A 22,036-nucleotide genomic window follows, 5' to 3' on the forward strand; every position below is an offset into this window, starting at 1 on the left:
TTTTGACCCTGATTCTGGGACAGTTTCTAGTGATGATCACTGTTGTGCATTAGCATTAGGTGGTCAGCTATCGCTATTCGCTTCACAGAAGTGTCACATGTGCCGGGCCATTGACATTCCCTGCAGAAATGCGGATCCTCATTGCTAGAACTATTCCAGCTCGCAGTCGCGCTGGATTTGGGGGTACCAATGGGAAACGGCAACTTCTGCGACTTTCAATTGAGCCTTTTCCAATCGTGGAAACTCCGCAGGGACTCGTGCCTTCTACATGTTGCGGCGCGTCAGCAGCGGCTCATCACCGCCCTGGCGATACACGGTCCCCGACCTCGAAGCTATCTGGTCGGGCTCCTGTGGCCGGAAAGTTGCGAGAGTCTGGCCATGGAGAGTCTGCGCGTGAGTATGCACTTGGTCTCTCGGCAGGTCCCGGGCCTGCTAGTCAACGGGGGCGCTGAGCTTTCCCTAAGCGATTTGGTGGAGGTTGACTTGCACCGGGTCCGGACCTGTGTTCGAGAGTTAGGCCAGACCGGTCTCAACGAGAATGTCGCATCCTCGCTGAATCTATTGCGCGATGCCGAACTGCTCCCGGGCTGGTATGACGATTGGATCCTCTTTGAACAGAACAGATTGCGGCAGGATCGGCTTCACGCGTTCCACTTCATTGGGCGCGAGTCGCTGGCGCGCCGTGACTTTGAGGTTGCCTTGGAAGCCGCTGAGGCAGCACTCGAACTTGAACCGCTCTATGAAAGTGCTGTTGGACTCCTCATTCAGGCTCAAAGGCAGCAGGGCAACAATGCTGCTGCGCTTCGGGCCTTCGAAAAGTACCGAACAAAGCTGAACGAGGACATGGGCCTTACTCCGTCGGAGGGCATTCGGCGCCTCGTCGCTGATGTTTTGTGAGAGCTGACCCGGCGAGAACGCGGGATGACAAACCATGCCCCAGAAGACGGATCGAACAAAAAGCGACGAGTGGACGTCGGGTTCCAAGGCGGAGAAGCCCTCCGCAGCGCCGCGCCGACCTGCTCTAGGGGCTCCGCCCGCCTGCCGTGTTCATTGGGCGGGCGGCCACACCGTCATGGCCCGGCGAATCGATGGAGGAGTAGCCCTCCTCGGTCCGGTGCTCGGTGATGTCCGTGGTGCACCGAAGTACAAAGCACGACCACTTTATGTGGCGCCAAGCCATGAGTGAAGTGAGTTTGCGGTAGATCTTGAATATGTCGGTCCTAACGGAGCGAACCGATGCTATGGGGGCGATGTCGTTGGTGAGGAGATTAGAACCTAGACATTGCCGGGGCCGGTATACGGTGCTACAACAGTGGCAGTGCTTGTCAGCTAAGTTGGTTGCTGCCGCCGCGCGTCGGAGAGGCGGATGATGTCCGTGGGTATTTTGCGACTAAGTCGCCTACGGCGGCGCGTCGCCCTCTGGTCAGGCGAGAAAGCCCGACGCATGCAATGACTCGACCCACGTGACCTGCCCGGCTCCGTCTAGCGGACGTTGGGGTGTTCCTTGGCGGACATGTGGATTGCCTTTTGGTGGCGGCGGGTCCGGGAGCACATAGGCGGAAGATAATGCAATGACTCCCAAGCAGCTGATTTTAATGGCAGCAGTGACTTGTGGCATCGTGTTGCTCGTCCTGGTTTGTATTGACTGGTCTCCGATCGCGGTTCAAGATCCAGCGCGGACTTTGGGCTTGAACGCCCAAGGCGTGCTCCGGTGGGGCGAGAACCCGAACCGAGGACCATTTTCGGTTTTTGAGCTAGCGCTGCACTTGGCCGTGGGTCTTGCTTTCGTTGTGGCGGGTGTTACGGCTTGGCGGAGCCGGCCGACCCGAAACCCAGGAGTGCTGCTGTGTGTTGCGGGGTGGCTGTGGCTCGCGTCGGGGATTCGCCGCTCTAGCGACCCTGCGGTATTTACGCTCGGCGTCGCACTAACGCTGATGTATCAGCCGCCGCTGCTGCAGTTGGCACTAAGCTTTCCCTCAGGTGTTTTGCGCAGTCGAGCGGAGAGGGCTGGCGTCGCGTTTTTCTTCGCTTCCTGGCTCTTGGCCCCCGTGGTCGGCTGGGCGTACTTTGATCCGCGCCTGCATGTCGGAGTAGGAGAGTCTACCTCCCGCAATCTGCTGCTTCTCTGGGACAGCCCGGCGCTCATGGCCGCTGTCGGGAATGGAATCCGCACATTTCAGATCGCTGTGGGAGCCGGAATCGTAGCGGTCCTAGTTGCCCGCTGGCACGCCGGTACAAAAGCATACAGGTCGGCGTTCCTGCCGCTATGGCTAGCCGTTATCGTAAAGACGGCGGCCACCGTATGGGTGTCGCTTGCAGTGATTCAGGTGTCCGGGTCTCTATCCACCGAAGCGCTCCTCTGGCAATATCCCGCGACCCTCATCGTGCCGCTGGCCGTATTGTTCGGTCTGTGGCGCTACCGGTTTGCTCGTGGCACCTTGGGTGATCTCATGGTCGAAGTCGGCTCAGCCCCGGTGAGCGAAAGACTTGTCGGCGCGCTTCGCCGTTCTGTCCATGATCCAACGCTCACACTGTTGCGTTGGCTCCCCGATCAGGCGTCTTTTGTTGACAGTAGGGGAGTTCCTCAGACGTTGCCGGATGCTTCCTCTGGTCGCGCTTCCATGGTTTTGGAGCGTCACGGAGCGCCTGTAGGGGCCTTAGTTTTTGACGAAGCCCTCCAGGACCAGCCGCAGTTGCTTGCGGCCGTACGCAGCGCAACTTCACTGTCGCTGGAAAACCAACAGATGGAACAACAGCTCCGGGACCAGCTCATAGAGGTCAGGCGGTCAAGGGAGCGAATCGTGACGGCTGGAGACTCCCGTCGTCGTCAGCTTGAGCGAGATCTTCATGATGGAGCTCAGCAACGCCTGGTTGCGGTGGCGATGGAGCTGGCGCGTGCCAACCGGGCGACGGATCCTAAGGAAGTACAAAGCCTCGTCGGGCAGGCCAGCGCCGAGCTTTCGGAGGCGCTCGACGAACTGCGTGAATTGGCGCGGGGTGTATATCCTCCCTCTCTGCGGGAGAAGGGTTTGGCGGGCTCCCTTACCGCGCTAGCGGAACGGTCATCCCTTCCCATGGAGCTGGATCTCAAAACGCAAGATGGGCTTCCGGCGCACGTGGAACTGGCTGCCTACTTCATTTGCGCAGAAGCCGTCACTAACGCGACCAAGTACGCCGAGGCAACTTGGATGCGAATCAGCATAAACGGATACGGAAGAGAGCTACGAATGGAGATCGTGGACAACGGCGTTGGCGGTGCCCGGCCGGGATCCGACGGCGGGCTGGTGGGCATGGCGGACCGGGCAGCGGCACTGGGCGGCTCATTGACAATCGACAGCCCCGAAGGCAAGGGGACGACGATCCGGGCAGTTCTTCCATTCTCCACCGACCCGGAGAAGGACGTGCCATGAGACTGCGCGTTGCCATCGCGGATGATTCAGCTTTGCTGCGCCGGGGGCTATCCGCCCTGTTGCAGTCGGAAGGACTGGATGTTGTCGGTGAGGCTGCCAATGGCCCGCAGCTACTGGAAATCATTGAAAAGCATGGGACCGACGTAGCCGTGGTGGACATCCGTATGCCTCCCAGTTACACCGTCGAGGGGATTCAGACCGCCGAAAAAATAAAAAGCAGCCACCCCGAGATTGGCGTTCTACTACTGTCCCAATATGTGGAAACCGAAAACGCGATGTCCTTATTGAAGAACGGAGCCAAAGGCTTGGGCTACTTGCTCAAGGAACGGGTGTCCGACGTTGACGAATTCATTGACGCTCTGCACCGCGTGTCTGCGGGTGGCACAGCCATCGATCCGGAGCTTGTCACACGGCTTGTTGGCCGTCCACACAAAGGTCACGATCGAGGAGATGACCTTACGATCCGGGAGAAAAGCGTCCTGGAGCTCATGGCCGAAGGGCGAACCAACCAGGCCATTGGAAAGTCACTTTTCTTAGGGGAGCGCACCGTAGAGGCCCATATTCGGAGCATTTTCCTCAAGCTCGAGTTGAGGCCCGAGCCGGAGGACCACAGGCGGGTGCTGGCGGTTCTCTCTTACCTTCGAGGGGTTGGACAGAACCGGGATCCCGAATAGTCTGCCATGGCCGGAGTTCCGGCGAGGAGGACCACATAGTTAGGCAGCGATCACCCATTCCGCCAAAGCATCATCGGTGGCCTCGCTCGCCATTTCGGCTGCTTCCAGCGGGGCCAGGAGGAGGGCTCGCTGGGTAGCGGAAAGGGCATGCGGGAAGGTGAGTGCCAGGTGTGCCAGGTGCAGAGCGGCGACTATGTAGTAAGTGCCGGCGCGCCCTCCGAGAGACCGCACTACGCTGGCCCGGATGCGTTCGAGGATTAAGGAATCCCCCTGATTGGCCAGAGCCATCCGTGCGAGCATGTGCTGCGGATGCCTCTGGACACACCTGTCCATTTCGGCCGCAGCCTGCAGCTGTTTCTTCGTCCAGTGACGTTCCAAGAGCTGGGTGGGGACCCCCTCATCCGCGAAAGGTGCCCGGGGGATCGTGCTCACCGATTCCGGCGTAGACAACATTGAGGTACTCCTTCGAACTGCTGAGGGATGGCAACGGAACTTGTACTTTTGATCCGTTTCATTCAACAGATCCATAGTGCCTTCGGGGCGCGCAGGCCAGCATCCGTGTTAGCACGCATTCTGGCCGGAATGAACAGTCCCGGGCTCTCGCTAGCGTCGCTGGCCACTTTCCCGAATGGTCCCCCGGCGTGAGCGTTCACTCGTGTGACTGGATGTAGTCGGACCCGCGCCACCAACGAGTTGTTCCTTTTCCTGGAGTGATGAACGAAATGCTGACCATCAAGCTGTTCACCTGCGCGCGGGAGCAAAGCTGAGAGCACTTCAGACTCTCTGAGCACATTTGCACGCCCGAGCAGCCAAAAGCTGGTGTCCGACAACGGCATATGCAGTGGTAGCACGGAAGCGAGGAGGCGATGCGCAGTCGCAGACCGGAAGTGCCGATTTCCAGTGCGACCTGGTGTTCCCGGAGGCAAAGATTCCCTGCGGGCCCGGCCGGGAGCGGGTGTTCCCCGTGCTGGTGATGGTCTGTTCACACTCGCGGTTCATCATGGCCCGGATGATCCCTTCCCGCACCACCGGGGACCTGCTGGCGGGAATGTGGGAACTGCTGGAGGGTCTCGGCGCGGTCCCGCGGCGGCTGGTCTGGGACAACGAAACCGGCATCGGCCGCGGCCGCCGGCTCGCCGCCGGCGTCCCGGCGTTCGCCGGGGTCCTCGCGACCCGGATCGTGCAGCTCAAACCCTATGATCCGGAGAGCAAAGGCATTGTGGAGCGGGCCAACGGTTACATGGAAACCTCGTTCCTGCCCGGCCGGAGCTTCGCCTCACCGGAGGACTTCAACGCCCAGCTGAGCGGATGGCTGCCCGGGGCCAACCGCCGGATGGTCCGGAACACCGGAGGACGCCCCGCGGAGCTGATCGGCGCCGACCGGGCCGCGATGCTGGCGCTGCCGCCGGTGCCACCGCTGACGGGATTCTCCTCCCGGGTCCGTCTGCCCCGGGATTACTACGTCCGGGTCGCGTCCAACGACTACTCGGTGCACCCATCGGACGTTTCGTGGAGGTCCGTGCGGATCTGGAGACGGTGCGGATCAGCTTCGAGGGACGGGACGCCGGGACCCACCGGCGGGCCTGGGGCAGGGCCAGACCATTACCGACCCGGCCCACGTGGAGGCGGCAAAGGTGCAACGGACAGCCTTCCAGAGCGCCGCTGCGGCGCCGGAAGAATCGGGTCTGGATGCCGAGCTCCGCGACTTGGCGGACTACGACCGGGCGTTCGGAGTGGTCTTCGAAGACGGGCAGGTCCTCCCATGACCGGCGCCAAGGAGATTACCGGGCAGATCGAGTACTACGCCCGGGCAATGAAGGCACCGGGGATCCGCGAGTCAGCGGTCCGCCTGGCCGACCAGGCGCGCGAGGCCGGCTGGTCCCACGAGGAATACCTGGCCGCCGTGCTGTCCTGGGAAGTTGCGGCCAGGGAAGCCTCCGGGGCGGAAACCAGGGCCAGGGCCGCGGGGTTCCCGGCCAGGAAGTCGCTGGAGGACTTCAGCTTCGACCACCAGCCCGGGCTGAAACGGGAAACGATCGCCCATCTGGCCACCGGCGCCTTCCTGGCCGAGGCCGCCAACGTGGTGCTCCTGGGACCGCCAGGGACCGGGAAAACGCATCTCGCCACCGGGCTCGGCCTGCGGGCCACCCAGCTTGGCCACCGCGTCCTGTTCGCTACCGCAACAGGATGGGTGACCCGGCTGCAGGGCGCGCACCAGGCCGGCCGCCTGCCCTCAGAACTGGTCCGGCTCCGGCGCTACGAGCTGATCATCGTCGACGAGGTCGGCTACATCCCGCTCGAACAGGACGCCGCGAACCTGTTCTTCCAGCTCGTGTCCCCACGCTATGAACACGCCTCACTGATCCTGACATCCAACCTGAGCTTCGCCCGCTGGGGCGATGTCTTCGGGGACCAGCTCGTCGCCTCCGCGATGATCGACCGCATCGTCCACCACGCGGAAGTCGTCACCCTCAAAGGCTCCAGCTACCGGCTCAGGAACCACCAAATCGAATCCCTGCCCTCGACAAGACCGGAAAACACGGCAGAATAATTACGTCAACGTGGCTCAGTTTTTCACCCCACGAAACGGCTCAACTTTCGACCAGCGCTGACACCAGCTGGGCATACAGCGGCACTGCAAGCATCCATCGGTATACGGCCGCGTAGAAGTAAAGGGCCAGATCCTGCGGGCAGTTGTCTTGCAATGAAAAACACGCTGGATCGGACCTGTGGGCGGCAGATCCGTTCCAGCCAAATGGCCATGCTGACGCTGCGGGCCCTCCGTCGGCGCAGACAGGGCTGGCGAGCCATGGTGTATCAGCTTCTGCCCTAGCTGTCGGCGGCACGGAGACTGCAGGGTCCCTTCTGGTCATTCACGATTTCTTATTGCGAGGCGGCCCGGACGACGGTGCGTTCGCCGTCGAGGAGGGAGCGAAGTCACGCCAGGCCTCCGCTCGAACGGGACTACGCGAAAACGGGAATCGCGCCGGAAGCCGGGCGCGCTCGGGCCCGGACGCGTGCCTGGCCTGTCATAGTTTTGTGCATCACGGCGCCGCACCGTTTAGAGCATCGGCGGCTCTTATCAAGGTCAGGTGCGAAAATGCCTGCGGAAAGTTTCCTGCCATGCGGTTGCCGGTTGTGTCGTATTCCTCGCTGAGTAGCCCGAGGTCATTTCCGTAGCCGATGAGCCTCTCCATAAGGGCCGTTGCTTCGGGAACCCGGCCCGAGCGGGCGTACTGTTCTACTAGCCAGAAAGAGCATGCAATAAAGGGGTATTCCCCCGGCTTGAGACCGTCCAGGTAGGCTTCCGTCCGGTAGCGGATCAACAGGCCGGTCCCGTCAAGAAGGTCATGTTCCAGTCGGGACACCGTCGCGAGAATTCTTTCGTCGTCGTAGGCCAAAAAGCCCACCTGTGGCAGAACTAGAAGGGACGCGTCTACCTCGGTGCCTCCATATGTCTGGGTAAAGGAGTTAATTTCACTGTTGAAACCCTGCTCCAGGATTTCGGCGCGGAGCTCGTCCCGGATCTTTGCCCATCGCCCCGCCGGACCGTCGAGCCCATGCTCCTCTACAGCCTGCACGCCGCGATCCATTGCGGCCCACATCATGACGCGGGAATGAGTGAAGTCCCTTCTCTCGCCCCTCATCTCCCAAATACCGTGGTCCTTGCGTTTGATGTTGTTCTCTACGAATAGAAGCATGTTCCGTTGGAGGGGCCACGAGAAGTGATCCTCGTGCACGCCTCGGTTGCGCAGCTTTGCCAGGGCAACCATGACTTCGCCTACGACGTCGCCTTGGTATTGGTCGACAGCGCCATTGCCGACCCGCACCGGGGCGGAGCCTTCGTAGCCCGGCAAATGGGCCAGAACCCGCTCGGGCAGCTCACGCTCACCAAAAACCCCATACATAATTTGGAGATCGTGTGGGTCGCCGGCGATTGCCCTAAGCAGCCAGTTCCTCCACTGCAGCGCCTCCTGGTGGAAGCCATGGGTCATCATGGCGTCCAGTGTGAGGGCCGCATCGCGCAGCCAGCAGTAGCGATAATCCCAGTTGCGTTCACCGCCGAACAGTTCTGGCAATGAGGTGGTCGGGGCGGCCACAATTCCGCCGGTACTCTCATGCGATAGTGCGCGCAAGACGAGCAGTGAGCGTTCAACTTCCCTGTCGTAGTTTCCCTGCGGGAGGTAGTTGCTGGTCCAGTTGGTCCAGTAGGCGCTTGTTGTGGCCAGGGCGAGGCCGACATCGATTGCCGGGGGCGGCATGTTGTGGGAGGCAAATGCGTGTAGCTGCAGGTCGACGACTTGACCGGCTTCGACGCTGAACTCACCCGAATGCGAATAATCAGGCCGGGCTTGGGGGAGCGTATCCGCCCTTAGCATCACGGCTTGCGGCCCGGCCATGGCCAGCAGCGCCTCTCCATCGTCGTCGTGAATCCGTTGGACCCAGGGCACGATCTTTCCGTACCCAAACCGCAGTTCCAGTTCTTGGCGCATCACTACGCGCCCAGTGAGACCTTCTATCCTGCGAATCACCGTATTGCCGTTTCCACCGACCGGCATGAATTCGGTGGCCAGAACTTCTCCGCTCTCGGTTCTCCAGTGCGTCTCCAGTATGAAAGTGGAGGCTCTGTACCGGCGTTCAACTACAGAGGGACCGAAGATCAACTGGTCGCCTGGAGATGGCGCGACTAGCCAGCGGCCGTGCTTTTTGGTTCCGAGCAATGCTCCGAAAACTGATTCAGAATCGAAGCGCGGCAGACACAGCCAATCTATGCTGCCCTCGCGTGAAACCAAGGCGCCTGTGCGGAGGTCGGAAATAAAACCGTAGTCCTCAATCCGAGAGGTCATATTCCTAACTCAACCACAAATGAGTGGCGGACTGGCAAGAGGCGGATGCAGCCAATTTGGTTGCCGCTTACTACACCGGAACGAACGAGCGCCGTGGGCGATGAGCCGCGCGGAGGACCCTGTTGGGACTGCCCCGGATTTCGTTGACTCTCGGGGTTGAGTGTTGTTAGGCGGCTTTGAGGCCGGTATTGATTGTCTCAAACTCGACCGGGGTTAGCCGACCGAGGCGCCGCTGGCGGCGTTTTCGGTGGTAGGTTTTCTCGATCCAGGTCACGATGGCCAGGCGAAGATCGGCCCTGGTGGACCATCGCTGACGATCCAGTACGTTCTTCTGCAGGAGTGAGAAGAACGATTCCATGGCGGCGTTGTCTGCGCACGCCCCGACTCGTCCCATCGATCCTTCCAGTCCGTTGCCCTTTAGCGTCCTGACGAAGGCGTTGGAGCGGAACTGGGATCCGCGGTCGCTGTGGACCACAGTTCCTGCCGGCTCCCTGAGTGCTATCGCGTTGTGGAGTGCCGAGACGGCCAGGGACGCCTTCATCCGGGAATCGATGGAGTAGCCCACAATCCGGTTGGAGTAGACGTCTTTGATGGCGCACAGGTAGAGCTTGCCCTCGTCGGTCCGGTGTTCGGTGATGTCCGTGAGCCACAGATGATCAGGTGCTGTCGCGGTGAAGTCCCGGCGGACGTGGTCATCGTGCACGGGCGGGCCGGCTTTGCGGATCAGGCCGCGTTTCTTGGCGAACACGGACCAGATCCGCTGGCTGCTGCATAGCCGCGCCACCCGGTTCTCCCCGGCGCTGAAGCCCTGGTCTTCGAGCTCGTCGGCGATGAACCGGTATCCGAACGCCGGATCGTCCCGGTGGACGTCGGTGGCGGCGTTGATCAGGTGGGCATCTGACCAGTCGCGCGTCGTGACCGGCGCGGCCTTCCACACGTAGAAGGCCTGTTTGGAGAAGCCCAGCACCCGGCAAGCCACCGCGACGGGGATCCCGTCAGCGGCAAGGTCAAGGACCAGCGGGAACTTCATTTTGGGGGCAGTTCCCGGGCGAAGAAGGCCGCTGCCCGGCGGAGGATCTCGTTCTCCTGCTCCAGGAGCCGGATCCGCTTCCTGGCGTCCCTGAGTTCCGCGGTTTCCTTCTCCGTCACGCCGGGACGGGCGCCGTCCTCGATGTCGGCTTTTTTGAGCCAGTTGTGCAGGGTTGCTTCGGAGATTCCGAAGTCTTTGGCGATCTGCGAGATCGGGGCTTCGTGCTTCCGGGCAACCGCGACTACGTCGCGGCGGAACTCAGCGGGGAAAGGCTTCGGCATGTGAACATCCTTGCTGCAAGGAACGAATCCTCACAAGTCAGGAGTCAAGCAAACCCGGGGCAGTCCCGTTGTTGGGGCGGCAACTGGTGAGGTGGCTCTGAAGAGCAGCCCGCCATTGGCTCGCGAACCCCATCAGGCGGTAGCCATCTTGTTGCGCTGACGCGTTGCCCGTAGCGGCGCAGGTCCGGATCGTAGGCTGCGTCAGCTGGATGTCTTGGGATTCGGTCATGAGATGGGTGAGGTGAGGTGGATGCCGTGAATACCCTTCAGGCCGGTAGGTTGCTCCGGGCCGTGAGCGAAACCTCTACTGCCCGCGGGTTCAGTCGTGTACGGGGTTCGACGGTACTGCAGCGGGCGGATCTGCCGGTACTAACAAGCACCGCATCCCTTCGACGGGCGTGCGGCGCTTTGGAAAGGTGAATATGGGGTGTGGATATTGTCCACACTTTGGGCTTCGGATCGGGTCGTACTGGTACAGGACTGGGCCGGATCGCGGAGGTTTTCGGGGGAGTGACGGAAATTCAAGGGCTGGAACCCGGTTCGAGTCCCAACGCTATGTCGTCGTCGGGCAGTTGGTCCCGCGTTCGGGGCGCGGCCCTGATCGTTGGCACCGTGCTGTGGCGCGGCTGGTGGCGCCGCCGGGTTCCGTTGTTTTCGTCTTGCTCTGGTAGTCCGCGGTCAGCGTCTGAAGGGGCGTTGCCCGGTCATGCAGCGGTCCGCCGATCGGATCATGAATGGTTTGAAGGGAGGTGACTTCGTGATGGAGAGCCTAGAACCTCAGAGCGCCGTGCGGCGTGCCCGGGACTCGGCAACAAGCGCGGCCAGGACCCGGATGCAGCCACGGTTGGACTTCTCCAGCAGGGATCAGGGTTTTCAGGGCAAAGAAGCGCCGCACCCTGTCGAGGCGGGGCACGGCTGTTTGGGGGAGGCCTCTGGTGGGGAGAATTGGGGGTGTGGACAGTGTCCACACTTTTGGCTTCGGATCGGGCCGTACATCGGCCGGACTGGCTCGGATTGCCTATGTTTTCGGGAGTTCCCAGTGTTTGCAAGGCCTGGAACCCGGTTCGAGTCCCACCTCGGGCACAGTGTTTCCGCAGGTCAGGGGCCTTTTTGTGTTTTTTCGTGTGGAGCGTGTCCACACTCTTGCCTCTGATCTGGTGTTCCGGGGTGTGCGGGTTCCCGGATAGACCTATTCGGTTGTGTGGGGGAGTGGCTGACTACGGCCGGCCGGTTGCCTCCTTGCGGGGTTTCTGCTGGGGGTTCATCCTCGTTCGTCCTTCCCTTGGGTTTTCGCGTTCACCACTTCATGGTGGCCAGGGCCGCGTACAACATGACTTGCTGAATATTCTTTAGATTGACCTGGGTTGCGGCCGGTCCAGCATTCCCGCTCTGATATCTGTTCATGCAGGACTGCACGGGGGAACGGCATGACATGGCCACTGATCCGAAGCTGATCATGAGCTCGCTGAGCCTGGCCAGTCAGCAGGCGGGTCAGCCTCGGGGCGAGTTGCAGGAACCGGTGGGCCTTGCCGCCATGGACTTCCCACCAGTTAGCCCGCCACCGGAGCCATCATTTTTCCCGACATCGCGCATCCGGCTTCTGGGTATCCTGCATCGCTGTCCTCGCTCTTTTGACCGTGGGAGCTGGCCACGCCACCCTGCCCTCAATCAGATCCCGACGATCTCTGAATCCGCCGCAGTCAACGCATGCTGGGCGTGCAGCGCGTCGACGACCCACACCGGATCTTTCCGATCGCCTGTGCGATCGCGGCGGTCATTCGTGGATACGAGGGCATATCAGATGAGGAGTCCTGCCATCGCGTTGTATGTACCTTATAGCCCCCGTCACCGGGCATTTTGCGGGCGGGTCTTACGGGAATCGACCGGCGGCAGAAATGCGGCGATCGTGATCTGGAAACTTTTGGGGCGCGCCTTCGCCGGTGGGGGACCGGCTTACGGGCGGGCCATGAAGGAGAATTCTTTGGCACTAGAGTTCGGTCCATGATTGTTTGGCTCAACGGCACCCACGGGGCGGGAAAGACGACGACGAGCGCGCTCGTGCAGCAATTGCTGCCCGACGCGCGAGTCCTCGACGCTGAGAAGGTCGGTGAGGTGCTCATGGACATCAAGCCGGGACTTCCTGCAACGGATAACTTCCAGCACTGGGAGCCGTGGCGGACGCTTGTTGTCGAAACCGCTCGGCGGGTGCTCGAGTACACCGGCGGCACACTCGTGATGCCGATGACTGTCTTGGTCGAGAGCTACTGGCGGGAGATCAGCGATGGCCTCACCGAGCACGGCATACCGATCCAGCATTTCGTGCTCCACGCCGACCAGGCCACGCTCCGCGACCGTATACAGAACGACAAAGTCCTCGGCCCCTCGACGTTCCGCTTCGCGTACTTGGAGCCATACGCCGAGGCAGTTCATACCTGGCTGCACAATGAAGCCGAGGTCATCGACACCACACACATCACAGCGGACCAAGCCGCGCAGCAGATCGCGGATTCGGTGCTTGGTCGCTGAGATCCAGGAAGGTCCGACGTGCTTGTGTGCGCTGAGGGATCGCTGGCCGCTAGCAGGGCCTGATCGTGTAGCGCCCGAGTTCCCCTTGGTCTGTCGTGACGATTCGGTCTAGAACGCCTCCGCAGCGTTCGATGGTCTTCACGGAGGAAATGTTGTCCGCAAAGCAGGCCAGCAGGACTTGATTCATGCCGCGGGCCTTCGCCAGACTCAGCATTTCACGGAGCGCGGCGGCGGCGAGGCCGCGGCCTCTGGCAGACGGGCGGAGTCCATAGCCCACGTGCCCCAGCACGTCGACGTCGTGGGCTGATTCGTGGCGCAGAGCGATTCCCCCGAGGACTTCGTAGTCCTCGACGATCCATCGAAAGGTGCAGCCGTCGTCAGGCGACCCTTCCTTGGCCACGAGCCGATGGATGAACATGCGGAATCCTTCTGACGATCGGACATCGTCGGTTTCCACCAAACGGAAACCATCCTCATGGGGGCCGTAGCCCCATTCCTCGTGTGCCTCTAGCCACGCCGCGTGCAGTGCAACCGAAGGGCGGACGAGCAGCGACATGGTCCAACGGTACCGCCGACGAGCGGTCCGGTGAGGGATCCCTCAGCGGGACGTTCGGTGTAATGGCAGACTGCTGGCTATGAGCACTCGTGAGCGTGACGCCTCCGCGGCTTGGTCGGCTCTTCGGAGTGTTTGGTCAGATTTGGCGTGGACAAGCCCCGTCTACAGCCATGGAGCTTTTCATCATGTCGCGGTGCTGGGGTCAACCGGCGCCGTGCGTGTGTCCTTTGCTGCTAACCATGAGGCGCAGATCGCCCGCGAGAGCGCTGTGCTCCTCGCCGTCAGCAATGTCGGGCTCAAGACCCGCGTCCCGAAGCTCCTTCGAACACTGACAGGTGACACCTGGTCAGCGATGGCGTCCACAGTCATCGGGGGAGCCCATATGGCGGATCGGCCGTGGCATGAGGTCCGGCACTACTTCGCCGATATCCTCGATGACCTTCAATGTGCGCAGCTACCGGCTGGGTTGCCTGCTGCACGCTCGTGGTGCGGCGGAAACTCTTGGCCTGACGTCGTTGAGCGCATCACGGCAGATTTCGGCTCTCCTGTGCGGGAAGCTGCTCAAATTGTGGTGCGGGAGGTTCTCAGTCTCGAAGAAGATGTGACCCCTTCCCTCGTCCATGGTGACTTCGGTCCGTACAACATTCTGTGGGATGAGTCAGGCGCACCAGGCCTTATCGACTTCGACAACGCGTGTGCGGCAGACCCTGCTATCGATGTTGCTCCCCTCATCGGGTTTTACGGCGCGGCCAAAGTAGGGGAAATCGTGGACGCAGACGTGCTGGCGCGAGCGAAGGTGTACCGCGCATCTCTACCCCTGCAGGTAGCGGCGGCCGCAGCGCTTGGGGCAGACCGCAAGCTCCAAAGCCACGCACTGTCGAACCTCGCGCGTCGGCTTGAGGCAGGATCACTTCACGATCCAGCAGCTACCTAGACATGCACGATCAGGGATCGGCTTATGGGCATCAGTGAGGGCGGACTGAGGCAGCCGCACAGTGGCGTTGCGACGAGCATCGCCGGGCGGACGGAGGGCGGGTCCGGTGAAAGAAGCCCGTCGGTAGGATCGACCTATGACCCGTAAGCCCTGGATGACTCTTGGTCCGCCTGCCCATATAGTTGAGCGTTTCTTCGCAAAGCACGGACGGGCTGGCCTGGTGCTACCTGACGGTTGGTACGGGAGGCCTTTCGATTCCCTCTTCGCTCTCACCTCCGCCGTGGATCTTCCGGATGGGCTCAAAATCGAGATTGAAGGTGGAAGGGAACTGATATGTGAAGGCAACGTGACCATCGTCAAGACGGAGTTCGAGAAATATCCGGCATTGAGGATTGAGGGATTCAAGTCGGCTTCATGGGACCCCCACGATGGCGTCGTAGATCGGCAGACCTATGGCGAGTCAGGTGCGGTCGTCTTAGTTTCCTAGTTGGGGCAGTCACCTCTGGCGCTTGGTGTTCGACGGCCCACCGGCTTACGGGAAGGTTTGAACGGGCGGGGATGTGAGACATGATTCGCTGTGTTTCGAGTGTTGGTGGGTGCCCGGAAAGGTACCTTGGATGGTTCGGGCCAATTCTTGGTCCCCGTTAGGCCCCTCTGCGTTGGAGGAAGACAGCGAGAGTTGCCTGCAAGAATGGGGCATGCTTCCGCATAACTTTCCGATCAGACGGGTGGGCGAAGACCCGGCCCACCTCCTCGACCGCGGTCGGTGGCCGGGTGTCTTGGCCCCTGTCGCCCAGATTCTGGATCACGGGCTCGATCTGACCCCGGCGACTATCTTCGTCGGCGAAAATGGGTCGGGAAAATCCACTCTCGTGGAAGCCATCGCGCTGGCCTATGGCCTGTCTCCTGAAGGCGGATCTACAGGAGCCCGCCACAGCACCAGATCCACGGAGTCCATACTTGCCGATCACCTGCAGCTTGTCCGGAACGCCGGCGCCACAAGACGCGGCTACTTTCTGCGCGCGGAAACCATGCACGGCTTCTTCACCTACCTCGAGAAGAACCCGAGCACCTCTGGTCCGGACATCTCGTTCCACGACATGTCACACGGCGAATCGTTCTTGGAACTGGCGGTGGATCGCTTCCGAGGACGCGGATTATGGGTCCTCGATGAGCCGGAATCGGCGCTGTCCTTCGCGGGATGCCTCAGCCTCCTCGCGGTCTTGAAAGATCTCCTCGCCGAAGGCTCCTCGCAAGTCATCATGTCCACACACTCCCCGGTTCTTGCAGCACTTCCCGGCGCGAAGATTCTAGAAGTCGGCCCGTGGGGACTTCGGCAGCAAAAATGGTCCGACCTCGATTTGGTTTCCAACTGGCGATCATTCCTGGACTCACCTGAAAGATACCTGCGACACCTTTAGGGGACGCCCGGTCGGGGATGGGCAAAGGGCGCATTGCCTATTACATCCTCGCGCTGGCGCTCATCGTGGGATGCGTCTGGGCCCCGTGGATTATGGGGGAATCGATCCTGACCGTAGGTGGATACTTCAATTTGGTAGTGCGCATCGAAGCTATCGGAGGAGCCAGCGGTTGCGGCAGACCGGGTGCCGAGCACTGATTCACCGTTCCAGCTCCTCAGACCCGGAATACCGATGAATGTGACCGCCCCCCCGTGGTTAGCTTTAGCCCTACACACGAAAGAAGCCTGATGAAAACGGACACTCAAGTACTGGCAGCCGACATGGTGCGTTTTGCGTCCTTGCTAAAACACATGAATCTCTCTGTCTTGGCGCTCAAATACGAATCCCTTGCCAGAGCGCTTCAGAACGAACCATCGGAAGAGTCTGTGGAGGAGGTTCGACTGTGGCTCCGCTCGTCAATGAAGGGCGGCAGCGGAAGCCTCAGTGACCGGTACGTGCAGAAGGACGGAGCGGTTGATGAAGTCCTCAACGCCGAGTACGAAGAGCTTCTCCAGAAGTTCACGGATTTCGTCAATGCTGAGCCGGAATCGAAAGAGAGCGCGGCTGCTGCCATGTTCGCCAATGGAAGCACTTACTTCCGTCTGATCGAAGCTCCCGTCCGCAAGGGATGGTTTTCCCGCAAAGGAACCTTCTCTTACGAAGTAGCGACTGCGCCGGGAGTCACGCGGCTGGTGACGTTGGATCAGCTCGGTGAAGCTGTCGGCTATGGGCCGCAGGACTCCCGGAAGGATTGGCAGGAGTGCCAGATGGTTGCAGACCGCCTTTTCAGGGAGGGACGCAGGAACGATTGGATTCACTACTCCAGCTCCTATGTCGTTCCGGACGAGACACTCCGAAAGGATTGGTAGCGATATGTTCGCAAAAGGGAGCCTCTACCTGAGGCAGATGACAAACGGAGGTGGCTCGGTGGAGGATCCGTAAACGGAACACCAGAACCGCCATTTCAAGCTGCGATTTATTCGCTATCCCGGGTTCAGTCACAATCCGTGCACCGTGCCGAAAGTTGCACCTGTGACGGGTAATCGTGGCGGGCATTTTGAGACAACATACGGGACAGCCAGGTTACGCGGCGGGCTGCGGTTCGCGGTCAGCGGGGACCGTCCCACCGAGGGTGTCCCGGTTCCAAGGAAATGGGACACCCCTCTGTCGTTGTCCGTGCGTCGGGGTACTAGGACCCACGCGTCGGCTGACCCGGGTCACCCCCGGCGGAGGATGCAGCGGGGCGGTGTCGCCCGGAAGAGTGCAGTCATGACGGAGACTCCGCAGCAGAGGAAGGGCCGGCTGCGCCAGGTGATGCCCGGCCTCGACGTCGCCGCGACGTACCAGAAGAGCTGGTTCGGCAAGGACATCGTCGCCGGAATTGTCCTGGCGACATTGCTCGTTCCGCAGGGCATGGCCTACGCGGAGCTGGCCGGGCTGCCCCCGATCACCGGGCTGTACACTACGATCCTCTGTCTGGTCGCCTATGCGGTCTTCGGCCCGTCCCGCATTCTGGTGCTGGGGCCGGACTCCTCGCTCGGCCCGATGATCGCGGCCACGGTCCTGCCGCTGGTGGCATCCGACGGGGACCCGCAGGAGGCGGTGGTCCTCGCGTCGATGCTGGCGCTGATGGTCGGTGTCATCATGGTCCTGGCGTCGGTCGCCAAGCTCGGCTTCATCGCGGACCTGATCTCCAAACCCACGATGATCGGGTACATGAACGGTCTCGCCATCACCATCTTGGTGGGCCAGCTCCCGAAGCTCTTCGGATTCAAGGTGGACAGCGAGGGCTTCATCGGAGACCTCAGGCGTCGCCACCGGCCAGACGGTGGTGGCAGCTGCCGCCGTCGGTATCGCCGGAATTGTGCTGATCCTGGCTCTGCAACGCTGGCTGCCCAAGGTCCCGTCGGTGCTCGTCATGGTGGTGCTCGCGATCGGTGCGACGACGCTCTTTGGCCTCGCGGACCGCGGCGTCTCGCTCGTCGGGGAACTCCCGCAGGGCTTCCCGCCGTTCACCATCCCCTTCCTGGAGTTTTCGGACATCGCCCTGATGTTCGCCGGCGCCCTGGGGATTGCGCTGGTGTCGTTGACTGACACGATCTCGACGGCGTCGGCATTCGCCGCGCGCTCCGGTGAGGAGGTCCGTGGCAACCAGGAAATGATCGGCATCGGTGCGGCGAACCTCGCTGCCGGCCTGTTCCAGGGTTTCCCGGTGAGCACCAGTGGCTCCCGGACCGCGGTCGCGGAACGCTCCGGCTCGAAGACCCAGCTCACCGGCCTGACCGGTGCCGTGCTGATCCTCCTCATGCTGGTGCTGCTGCCGGGGCTGTTCCGGAACCTGCCGCAGCCGGCATTGGCAGCCATTGTGATTACCGCATCCCTTTCGCTGGCAGATATTCCGGGCACCGTGCGGCTCTGGCACCAGCGCAAAACCGAATTCAATCTCTCGCTCGCAGCCTTCCTGGGGGTGGCGTTCCTGGGTGTCCTGCCCGGCATCGGCATCGCCGTGGGCCTGTCCATCCTCCACATCTTCCGCCGGGCCTGGTGGCCCTACGAGACGGTGATCGGACGCGTGCCGGGAATCGAGGGATTCCACGATGTGCATTTCCATCCCGACGCGCAGCACCTGCCCGGGCTGGTCATCTACCGCTTCGACGCGCCGTTGTTCTTCGCCAACGTCCGGCCGTTCCGGGAAAACATCCGGCGGCTGGCCCGCACCGAACCCAAACCGCGGTGGATCATCATCGCGGCCGAACCCATTACCGACGTCGACACAACCGCGGCGGATGTACTGCTTGAGCTGGACGTGGAGCTGAATGCGCAGGGCACCTCGCTGGTGTTCGCGGAGCTCAAGCACGGAGTCCGGGAGAAGATCGAACGCTACGAACTGACCCGCACCATCGATCCGCGCCACTTCTACCGCACGATCGACGCAGCCGTGGCGGCCTACATGGCCGAGACCGGTGCCCAATGGAGTACTGGGGAATAACCGGGCAGGACGTCGAGTGCGTCAGGGGCGCGCCCCAGGTGCGCTGCCGGTGCACGCGGGGAACGGGCGATCCACCAGGAGTTTCAGGAGGTCAACGGGTGCTCACCCTGTCCAGGTCTTTGGACGGGGGTGACCACCCGGTATCTGCGGCTAAGGCACGACGACGATTGGCTAGTGCCTGAGCTGCTTGACGACTTCCCCGGCGACCCGCTCACCGGACTGGATGGCGCCGTCGATATAGCCGACGTTGACGTCGGCCGTTTCGGTGCCGGCCCAGTGGATCCGGCCGACCGGCTCCCGCAGGGCTTCCCCGAAGGAGGTCAGGGCGCCCGGGCTGGGGATGGCCATGTATGCTCCGCGCTGCCAGGGGGCGGCCGGCCAGGACTGTTCTTGGTACTCGATCGGGTTGTTCGCCTCGGGTCCCAGATAGGTGACGAGATCTTCAATGGCGCGGGCGCGCCGTTCTTCGGGGGAACGCTCGGCCCAGGTCTGGGCGTGGCCGCCGGCGAAGAAGCCCACCATGCCGCCGGTTTCGACGCCCGGGACCGTATGGTCCATCCACATGCCCGTGACCGTACGGTCGGAGAGGATTGCTCCGCTGAGACCCTTGTCGCGCCAGAACGGCGTCTGGTATGCGACATGCAGCTTGATGACGCTGCCCATCGGCATCCGCTGGGTGAGTGCGTCCCGTCGCGGGGGCATCGGGGGAGTGTAGGAGATCCGGCCGGCCATCGGCGGGGCAGTAGCCACCACGGCCAACTCTGCGGTCCAGACGCCGGCGTCGGAGGTGACTGTCACCTCGCCATCGGTCTGCGCGATCGACCGCACCGGGGCGTTCACCATGACCGCGTCGCCGAGCTCCTCGGCCATCTTCGAGGCCATCTGCCACGCGCCGCCCACGAAGAGCGTCTCCTGGGCGCCGCCGACCGTGCCGATCATGTGCTCCATCCCCTCGTTCGCAGCGGCATAGAAGATGGCCGTCAGCGGTGAGAGCTGGCCGGGCTGGCTGCAAAATATTGTCTGCGCGATCAGCCGGTGCACGGCCCGCGCCGGTTCCGAGGTGGTGGAATTCTGCAGCCAGTTCTCGAACGTCTGGGCGTCAAAGCCGTCCGCGCCCTCCACAGTCCATGGTGCGGCGACGTCGACCTTGCCGGCCACGGCCTCTATCTCGCCCACCAGCCTGTTGAACTCCGCCAGATCTGCGGGCTCCAGGGGAAGGTCTTCGCCTTCCTTGTAGCGGGCCTCGCGCCCCGTGACGTCCAGGATGTGCTCGCCCCCGACGTACTGCGGGTACATCTTGACCCCGAACTCCTCGGCCAGTGCCAGCAGGTGAGCCTGAGAACTGGCCACCCACTGCCCACCAAGGTCCACGACATACCCAGCGATACTGCCCGGCATGGATCGGCCGCCGACGCGATCGTCGGCCTCCAGCACGACGACCGAAACACCGGCCTTCCTGAGGTCTCGGGCCGCGGTCAGGCCCGCGAAACCGGCCCCTACCACGACAACATCGACATGAGAGGACTGGTTATTCATGCTGAATCTCCTTTATTTGCGGCAGACTTGCTCGCCAAAGGTCCCTCCCCCCGGGTCCATGCCAAATCCGGCACGGCCACACCTGACCACCATCCGCCAGTGCAGCGCCTCGCGCATCACCCGCCCGGGGTGAGGCGGCGATGCGCGCCGGGCGCAGTACCCACCCCGCCGGTGCCGTCAAGAGTCCGTGCGGGAGTGTCCTTTTGACCGTGGATCCACCCTTAGAAGGTCACTCCCGACGACGATTGGCTAGGACTTAAGCTGCTTGACGATCTCGCCGGCGACCCGTTCACCGGACTGGATTGCGCCGTCGTAATAGCCGATGTTTTCGTCGGCCGTTTCGGTGCCGGCCCAATGGATCCGGCCGACCGGCGCCCGCAGGGCTTCCCCGAAGGCGGTCAGGGCGCCCGGGCTGGGCATGGCCCAGTACGCTCCCCGCTGCCAGGGGGCGGCCGGCCAGGACCGTTCCAGATACTCGATCGGGTTCTTCGCCTCGGGTCCCAGGTAGGTGGCGAGATCTTCAAGGACCTGGGCGCGCCGCTCTTCGGGGGAACGCTCGGCCCAGGTCTGGGCGTAGCCGCCGCCGAAGAAGCCGACCATGCCGCCGGTTTCGACGCCTGGGACCGTATGGTCCATCCAAAAGCCCGTGATCGTGCGGTCGGAGAGGATTGATCCGGTCAGACCGTTGGCGCGCCAGAACGGTGTCTGGTAGGCGACGTGGATTTTGATGATGCTGCCCATCGGCATCCGCTGGGTCAAGGCGTCCCGGCGCGGGGGCATCGGGGGAGTGTAGGAGATCCGGCCGGCCATCGGCGGAGGGGCGGCCACCACGACAAACGCAGCCGTCCAGACACCGGCGTCGGAGGTGACCGTCACCCCGTCGTCGGTCTGTTCGATCGACCGTACCGGCGCGTTCACGATGACCGCGTCGCCGAGTCCCTCGGCCATCTTCGCGGCCATCTGCCAGGCCCCGCCCACAAAGAGGGTCTCCTGGGCGCCGCCAACGGTTCCGATCATGTGTCCCATCCCCTCGTCCGCGGCGTTGTAGAACATCACGGCAAACGGTGACATCTGGCCGGGCTGGACGCAATACACGGTCTGCGCGATCACCCGGAAGACGGCCCGCGCCGGCTCCGAGGTGGTGGCAGTCTGCAGCCAGCTCTCGAACGTCTGGGAGTCAAGGCCGTCCGCGCCCTCCACGGACCCGGGTGCGGTGACGTCGACCTTGCCGATCAGGGAGTCCAGGTCGCCCATCAGCCTGTTGAACTCTGCGACATCCGCGGGTTCAAGGGGAAGGTCTTCGCCTTCCTTGTAGCGGGCCTCGCGCCCCGTGACGTCCAGGATGTGCTCGCCCTCGACGTACTGCGGATAGGTCTGGACCCCGAACTCCTTGGCCAGGTTCAGCAGGTGGGTCTGGTTACTGCCGGCCCACTGCCCGCCAAGGTCCACGACATACCCTGCAAGAGTTCCAGGCATGGATCGGCCGCCGACGCGGTCGTCGGCCTCCAGCACGACCACCGACACGCCGGCCTTGCTGAGGTTCCGGGCCGCGGTCAGGCCGGCGAAGCCTGCCCCGACGACGACAACATCGACATGAGAGGACTGGTTGTGCATGCTGATTCTCCTTTTGCGACTGAATTGCTCGATTTGTGGCAAGGGCTTGGTCGTGAGTGTCAACCTGTCTGTCTAAATAGGGCCAGTCGGCCCAGGCATCGGAGGCGCCTGCCGCAGGCTTTCCCGGAACACGCCGTGGGGGCCATAGGGATGGATTTGCTCGCCCCCGCATGGAATCG

The 22,036-nt window shown here is 62.4% G+C and carries 17 protein-coding genes and 2 pseudogenes; 12 read left to right on the forward strand and 7 right to left on the reverse strand.

The features are described 5' to 3' along the window. The first annotated feature begins 399 nt into the window (after window positions 1–399). The 3 genes from ACZYZ5_RS01165 to ACZYZ5_RS01175 all read left to right on the forward strand — a co-directional run bounded on the left by ACZYZ5_RS01165 (window position 400) and on the right by ACZYZ5_RS01175 (window position 4,084). Complete coding sequence (locus ACZYZ5_RS01165) at window positions 400–897, forward strand: bacterial transcriptional activator domain-containing protein (protein ID WP_463898758.1); 498 nt, start codon at window positions 400–402, stop codon at window positions 895–897. 674 nt (window positions 898–1,571) lie between these two features. Then, window positions 1,572–3,410, forward strand: a complete 1,839-nt coding sequence (locus ACZYZ5_RS01170; protein ID WP_463898599.1) for a sensor histidine kinase — start codon at window positions 1,572–1,574, stop codon at window positions 3,408–3,410. Continuing rightward, on the forward strand, window positions 3,407–4,084 hold the full coding sequence (locus ACZYZ5_RS01175) for a response regulator transcription factor (RefSeq protein WP_463898600.1): 678 nt from the start codon (window positions 3,407–3,409) through the stop codon (window positions 4,082–4,084). Before ACZYZ5_RS01170 ends, ACZYZ5_RS01175 begins: the two co-directional genes overlap by 4 nt. Window positions 4,085–4,123: 39 nt before the next feature. Here ACZYZ5_RS01175 and ACZYZ5_RS01180 read toward each other — a convergent pair whose 3' ends face one another. Continuing rightward, on the reverse strand, window positions 4,124–4,537 hold the full coding sequence (locus ACZYZ5_RS01180; protein ID WP_463898601.1) for a hypothetical protein: 414 nt from the start codon (window positions 4,535–4,537) through the stop codon (window positions 4,124–4,126). A 937-nt stretch (window positions 4,538–5,474) separates the two neighbouring features. Here ACZYZ5_RS01180 and ACZYZ5_RS01185 point away from each other — a divergent pair. Both ACZYZ5_RS01185 and istB read left to right on the forward strand, forming a co-directional pair. Next, window positions 5,475–5,573: pseudogene (locus ACZYZ5_RS01185) on the forward strand (Mu transposase domain-containing protein); the annotation flags it as partial. Window positions 5,574–5,846: 273 nt separating this feature from the next. Further along, entirely contained in the window at window positions 5,847–6,635 is a 789-nt protein-coding gene (gene istB, locus ACZYZ5_RS01190) for an IS21-like element helper ATPase IstB (RefSeq protein ID WP_463898759.1), read from the forward strand. A 493-nt stretch (window positions 6,636–7,128) separates the two neighbouring features. Here istB and ACZYZ5_RS01195 read toward each other — a convergent pair whose 3' ends face one another. Together ACZYZ5_RS01195 and ACZYZ5_RS01200 are read right to left on the reverse strand one after the other, a co-directional pair. Further along, complete coding sequence (locus ACZYZ5_RS01195) at window positions 7,129–8,931, reverse strand: glycoside hydrolase family 15 protein (protein WP_463898602.1); 1,803 nt, start codon at window positions 8,929–8,931, stop codon at window positions 7,129–7,131. A gap of 166 nt (window positions 8,932–9,097) precedes the next feature. Continuing rightward, window positions 9,098–10,242, reverse strand: a protein-coding gene (locus ACZYZ5_RS01200; RefSeq protein WP_463898604.1) for an IS3 family transposase whose coding sequence is annotated in 2 segments (ribosomal slippage) — window positions 9,098–9,969 and window positions 9,969–10,242 — 1,146 coding nt in all. Because the reading frame shifts where the segments join, the coding sequence is not laid out codon by codon here. 2,001 nt (window positions 10,243–12,243) lie between these two features. Here ACZYZ5_RS01200 and ACZYZ5_RS01205 point away from each other — a divergent pair. Next, window positions 12,244–12,768, forward strand: coding sequence for an AAA family ATPase (locus tag ACZYZ5_RS01205; RefSeq protein WP_463898605.1), 525 nt, complete (start codon window positions 12,244–12,246; stop codon window positions 12,766–12,768). Between the two features lie 49 nt (window positions 12,769–12,817). On the opposite strand, the gene ACZYZ5_RS01210 is transcribed toward ACZYZ5_RS01205, so the two are convergent. Further along, the gene (locus tag ACZYZ5_RS01210; RefSeq protein ID WP_463898607.1) at window positions 12,818–13,324 is read right to left on the reverse strand and encodes a GNAT family N-acetyltransferase; all 507 of its coding nucleotides are present in this window, start codon (window positions 13,322–13,324) and stop codon (window positions 12,818–12,820) included. 79 nt (window positions 13,325–13,403) lie between these two features. Between ACZYZ5_RS01210 and ACZYZ5_RS01215 the strand changes: the two genes are divergently transcribed. The 4 genes from ACZYZ5_RS01215 (at window position 13,404) to ACZYZ5_RS01230 (ending at window position 16,587) form a co-directional block, all read left to right on the forward strand. Beyond that, a complete protein-coding gene (locus tag ACZYZ5_RS01215) occupies window positions 13,404–14,258 on the forward strand; it encodes an aminoglycoside phosphotransferase family protein (RefSeq protein WP_463898609.1) in 855 nt (284 codons plus the stop codon). A 136-nt stretch (window positions 14,259–14,394) separates the two neighbouring features. Continuing rightward, the gene (locus ACZYZ5_RS01220; RefSeq protein ID WP_463898610.1) at window positions 14,395–14,745 is read left to right on the forward strand and encodes a hypothetical protein; all 351 of its coding nucleotides are present in this window, start codon (window positions 14,395–14,397) and stop codon (window positions 14,743–14,745) included. A gap of 211 nt (window positions 14,746–14,956) precedes the next feature. Next, on the forward strand, window positions 14,957–15,679 hold the full coding sequence (locus tag ACZYZ5_RS01225) for an AAA family ATPase (protein WP_463898611.1): 723 nt from the start codon (window positions 14,957–14,959) through the stop codon (window positions 15,677–15,679). A gap of 287 nt (window positions 15,680–15,966) precedes the next feature. Next, entirely contained in the window at window positions 15,967–16,587 is a 621-nt protein-coding gene (locus ACZYZ5_RS01230; protein ID WP_463898612.1) for a hypothetical protein, read from the forward strand. A gap of 348 nt (window positions 16,588–16,935) precedes the next feature. Here the strand turns inward: ACZYZ5_RS01230 and ACZYZ5_RS01235 are convergent, their stop codons facing one another. Beyond that, window positions 16,936–17,088 carry a hypothetical protein gene (locus tag ACZYZ5_RS01235; protein ID WP_463898769.1) on the reverse strand — a complete coding sequence of 51 codons (153 nt, stop codon included), beginning with the start codon at window positions 17,086–17,088 and terminating at the stop codon, window positions 16,936–16,938. Window positions 17,089–17,131: 43 nt separating this feature from the next. On the opposite strand from ACZYZ5_RS01235, the pseudogene ACZYZ5_RS01240 reads away from it, so the two are divergent. Continuing rightward, a pseudogene (locus ACZYZ5_RS01240) lies at window positions 17,132–17,446 on the forward strand (SulP family inorganic anion transporter); the annotation flags it as partial. Window positions 17,447–17,549: 103 nt separating this feature from the next. Then, the gene (locus ACZYZ5_RS01245) at window positions 17,550–18,707 is read left to right on the forward strand and encodes a SulP family inorganic anion transporter (RefSeq protein ID WP_463898614.1); all 1,158 of its coding nucleotides are present in this window, start codon (window positions 17,550–17,552) and stop codon (window positions 18,705–18,707) included. 171 nt (window positions 18,708–18,878) lie between these two features. On the opposite strand, the gene ACZYZ5_RS01250 is transcribed toward ACZYZ5_RS01245, so the two are convergent. Both ACZYZ5_RS01250 and ACZYZ5_RS01255 read right to left on the reverse strand, forming a co-directional pair. Next, a complete protein-coding gene (locus ACZYZ5_RS01250) occupies window positions 18,879–20,243 on the reverse strand; it encodes a flavin monoamine oxidase family protein (RefSeq protein WP_463898615.1) in 1,365 nt (454 codons plus the stop codon). Between the two features lie 249 nt (window positions 20,244–20,492). Next, on the reverse strand, window positions 20,493–21,857 hold the full coding sequence (locus tag ACZYZ5_RS01255; RefSeq protein ID WP_463898617.1) for a flavin monoamine oxidase family protein: 1,365 nt from the start codon (window positions 21,855–21,857) through the stop codon (window positions 20,493–20,495). Between the last annotated feature and the right edge of the window lie 179 nt (window positions 21,858–22,036).

The sequence above is a fragment of the Pseudarthrobacter ribosi genome, assembly GCF_055412865.1.

What these genes read in the sequence shown, in the direction of transcription:
- ACZYZ5_RS01165 (WP_463898758.1), top strand. Translation starts at nt 400, where the DNA reads ATGCACTTGGTCTCTCGGCAGGTCCCGGGCCTGCTAGTCAACGGGGGC.
- ACZYZ5_RS01170 (WP_463898599.1), top strand. Translation starts at nt 1,572, where the DNA reads ATGACTCCCAAGCAGCTGATTTTAATGGCAGCAGTGACTTGTGGCATC.
- ACZYZ5_RS01175 (WP_463898600.1), top strand. Translation starts at nt 3,407, where the DNA reads ATGAGACTGCGCGTTGCCATCGCGGATGATTCAGCTTTGCTGCGCCGG.
- ACZYZ5_RS01180 (WP_463898601.1), bottom strand. Translation starts at nt 4,537, where the DNA reads ATGTTGTCTACGCCGGAATCGGTGAGCACGATCCCCCGGGCACCTTTC.
- istB (WP_463898759.1), top strand. Translation starts at nt 5,847, where the DNA reads ATGACCGGCGCCAAGGAGATTACCGGGCAGATCGAGTACTACGCCCGG.
- ACZYZ5_RS01195 (WP_463898602.1), bottom strand. Translation starts at nt 8,931, where the DNA reads ATGACCTCTCGGATTGAGGACTACGGTTTTATTTCCGACCTCCGCACA.
- ACZYZ5_RS01205 (WP_463898605.1), top strand. Translation starts at nt 12,244, where the DNA reads ATGATTGTTTGGCTCAACGGCACCCACGGGGCGGGAAAGACGACGACG.
- ACZYZ5_RS01210 (WP_463898607.1), bottom strand. Translation starts at nt 13,324, where the DNA reads ATGTCGCTGCTCGTCCGCCCTTCGGTTGCACTGCACGCGGCGTGGCTA.
- ACZYZ5_RS01215 (WP_463898609.1), top strand. Translation starts at nt 13,404, where the DNA reads ATGAGCACTCGTGAGCGTGACGCCTCCGCGGCTTGGTCGGCTCTTCGG.
- ACZYZ5_RS01220 (WP_463898610.1), top strand. Translation starts at nt 14,395, where the DNA reads ATGACCCGTAAGCCCTGGATGACTCTTGGTCCGCCTGCCCATATAGTT.
- ACZYZ5_RS01225 (WP_463898611.1), top strand. Translation starts at nt 14,957, where the DNA reads ATGCTTCCGCATAACTTTCCGATCAGACGGGTGGGCGAAGACCCGGCC.
- ACZYZ5_RS01230 (WP_463898612.1), top strand. Translation starts at nt 15,967, where the DNA reads ATGAAAACGGACACTCAAGTACTGGCAGCCGACATGGTGCGTTTTGCG.
- ACZYZ5_RS01235 (WP_463898769.1), bottom strand. Translation starts at nt 17,088, where the DNA reads ATGTCCTTGCCGAACCAGCTCTTCTGGTACGTCGCGGCGACGTCGAGG.
- ACZYZ5_RS01250 (WP_463898615.1), bottom strand. Translation starts at nt 20,243, where the DNA reads ATGAATAACCAGTCCTCTCATGTCGATGTTGTCGTGGTAGGGGCCGGT.
- ACZYZ5_RS01255 (WP_463898617.1), bottom strand. Translation starts at nt 21,857, where the DNA reads ATGCACAACCAGTCCTCTCATGTCGATGTTGTCGTCGTCGGGGCAGGC.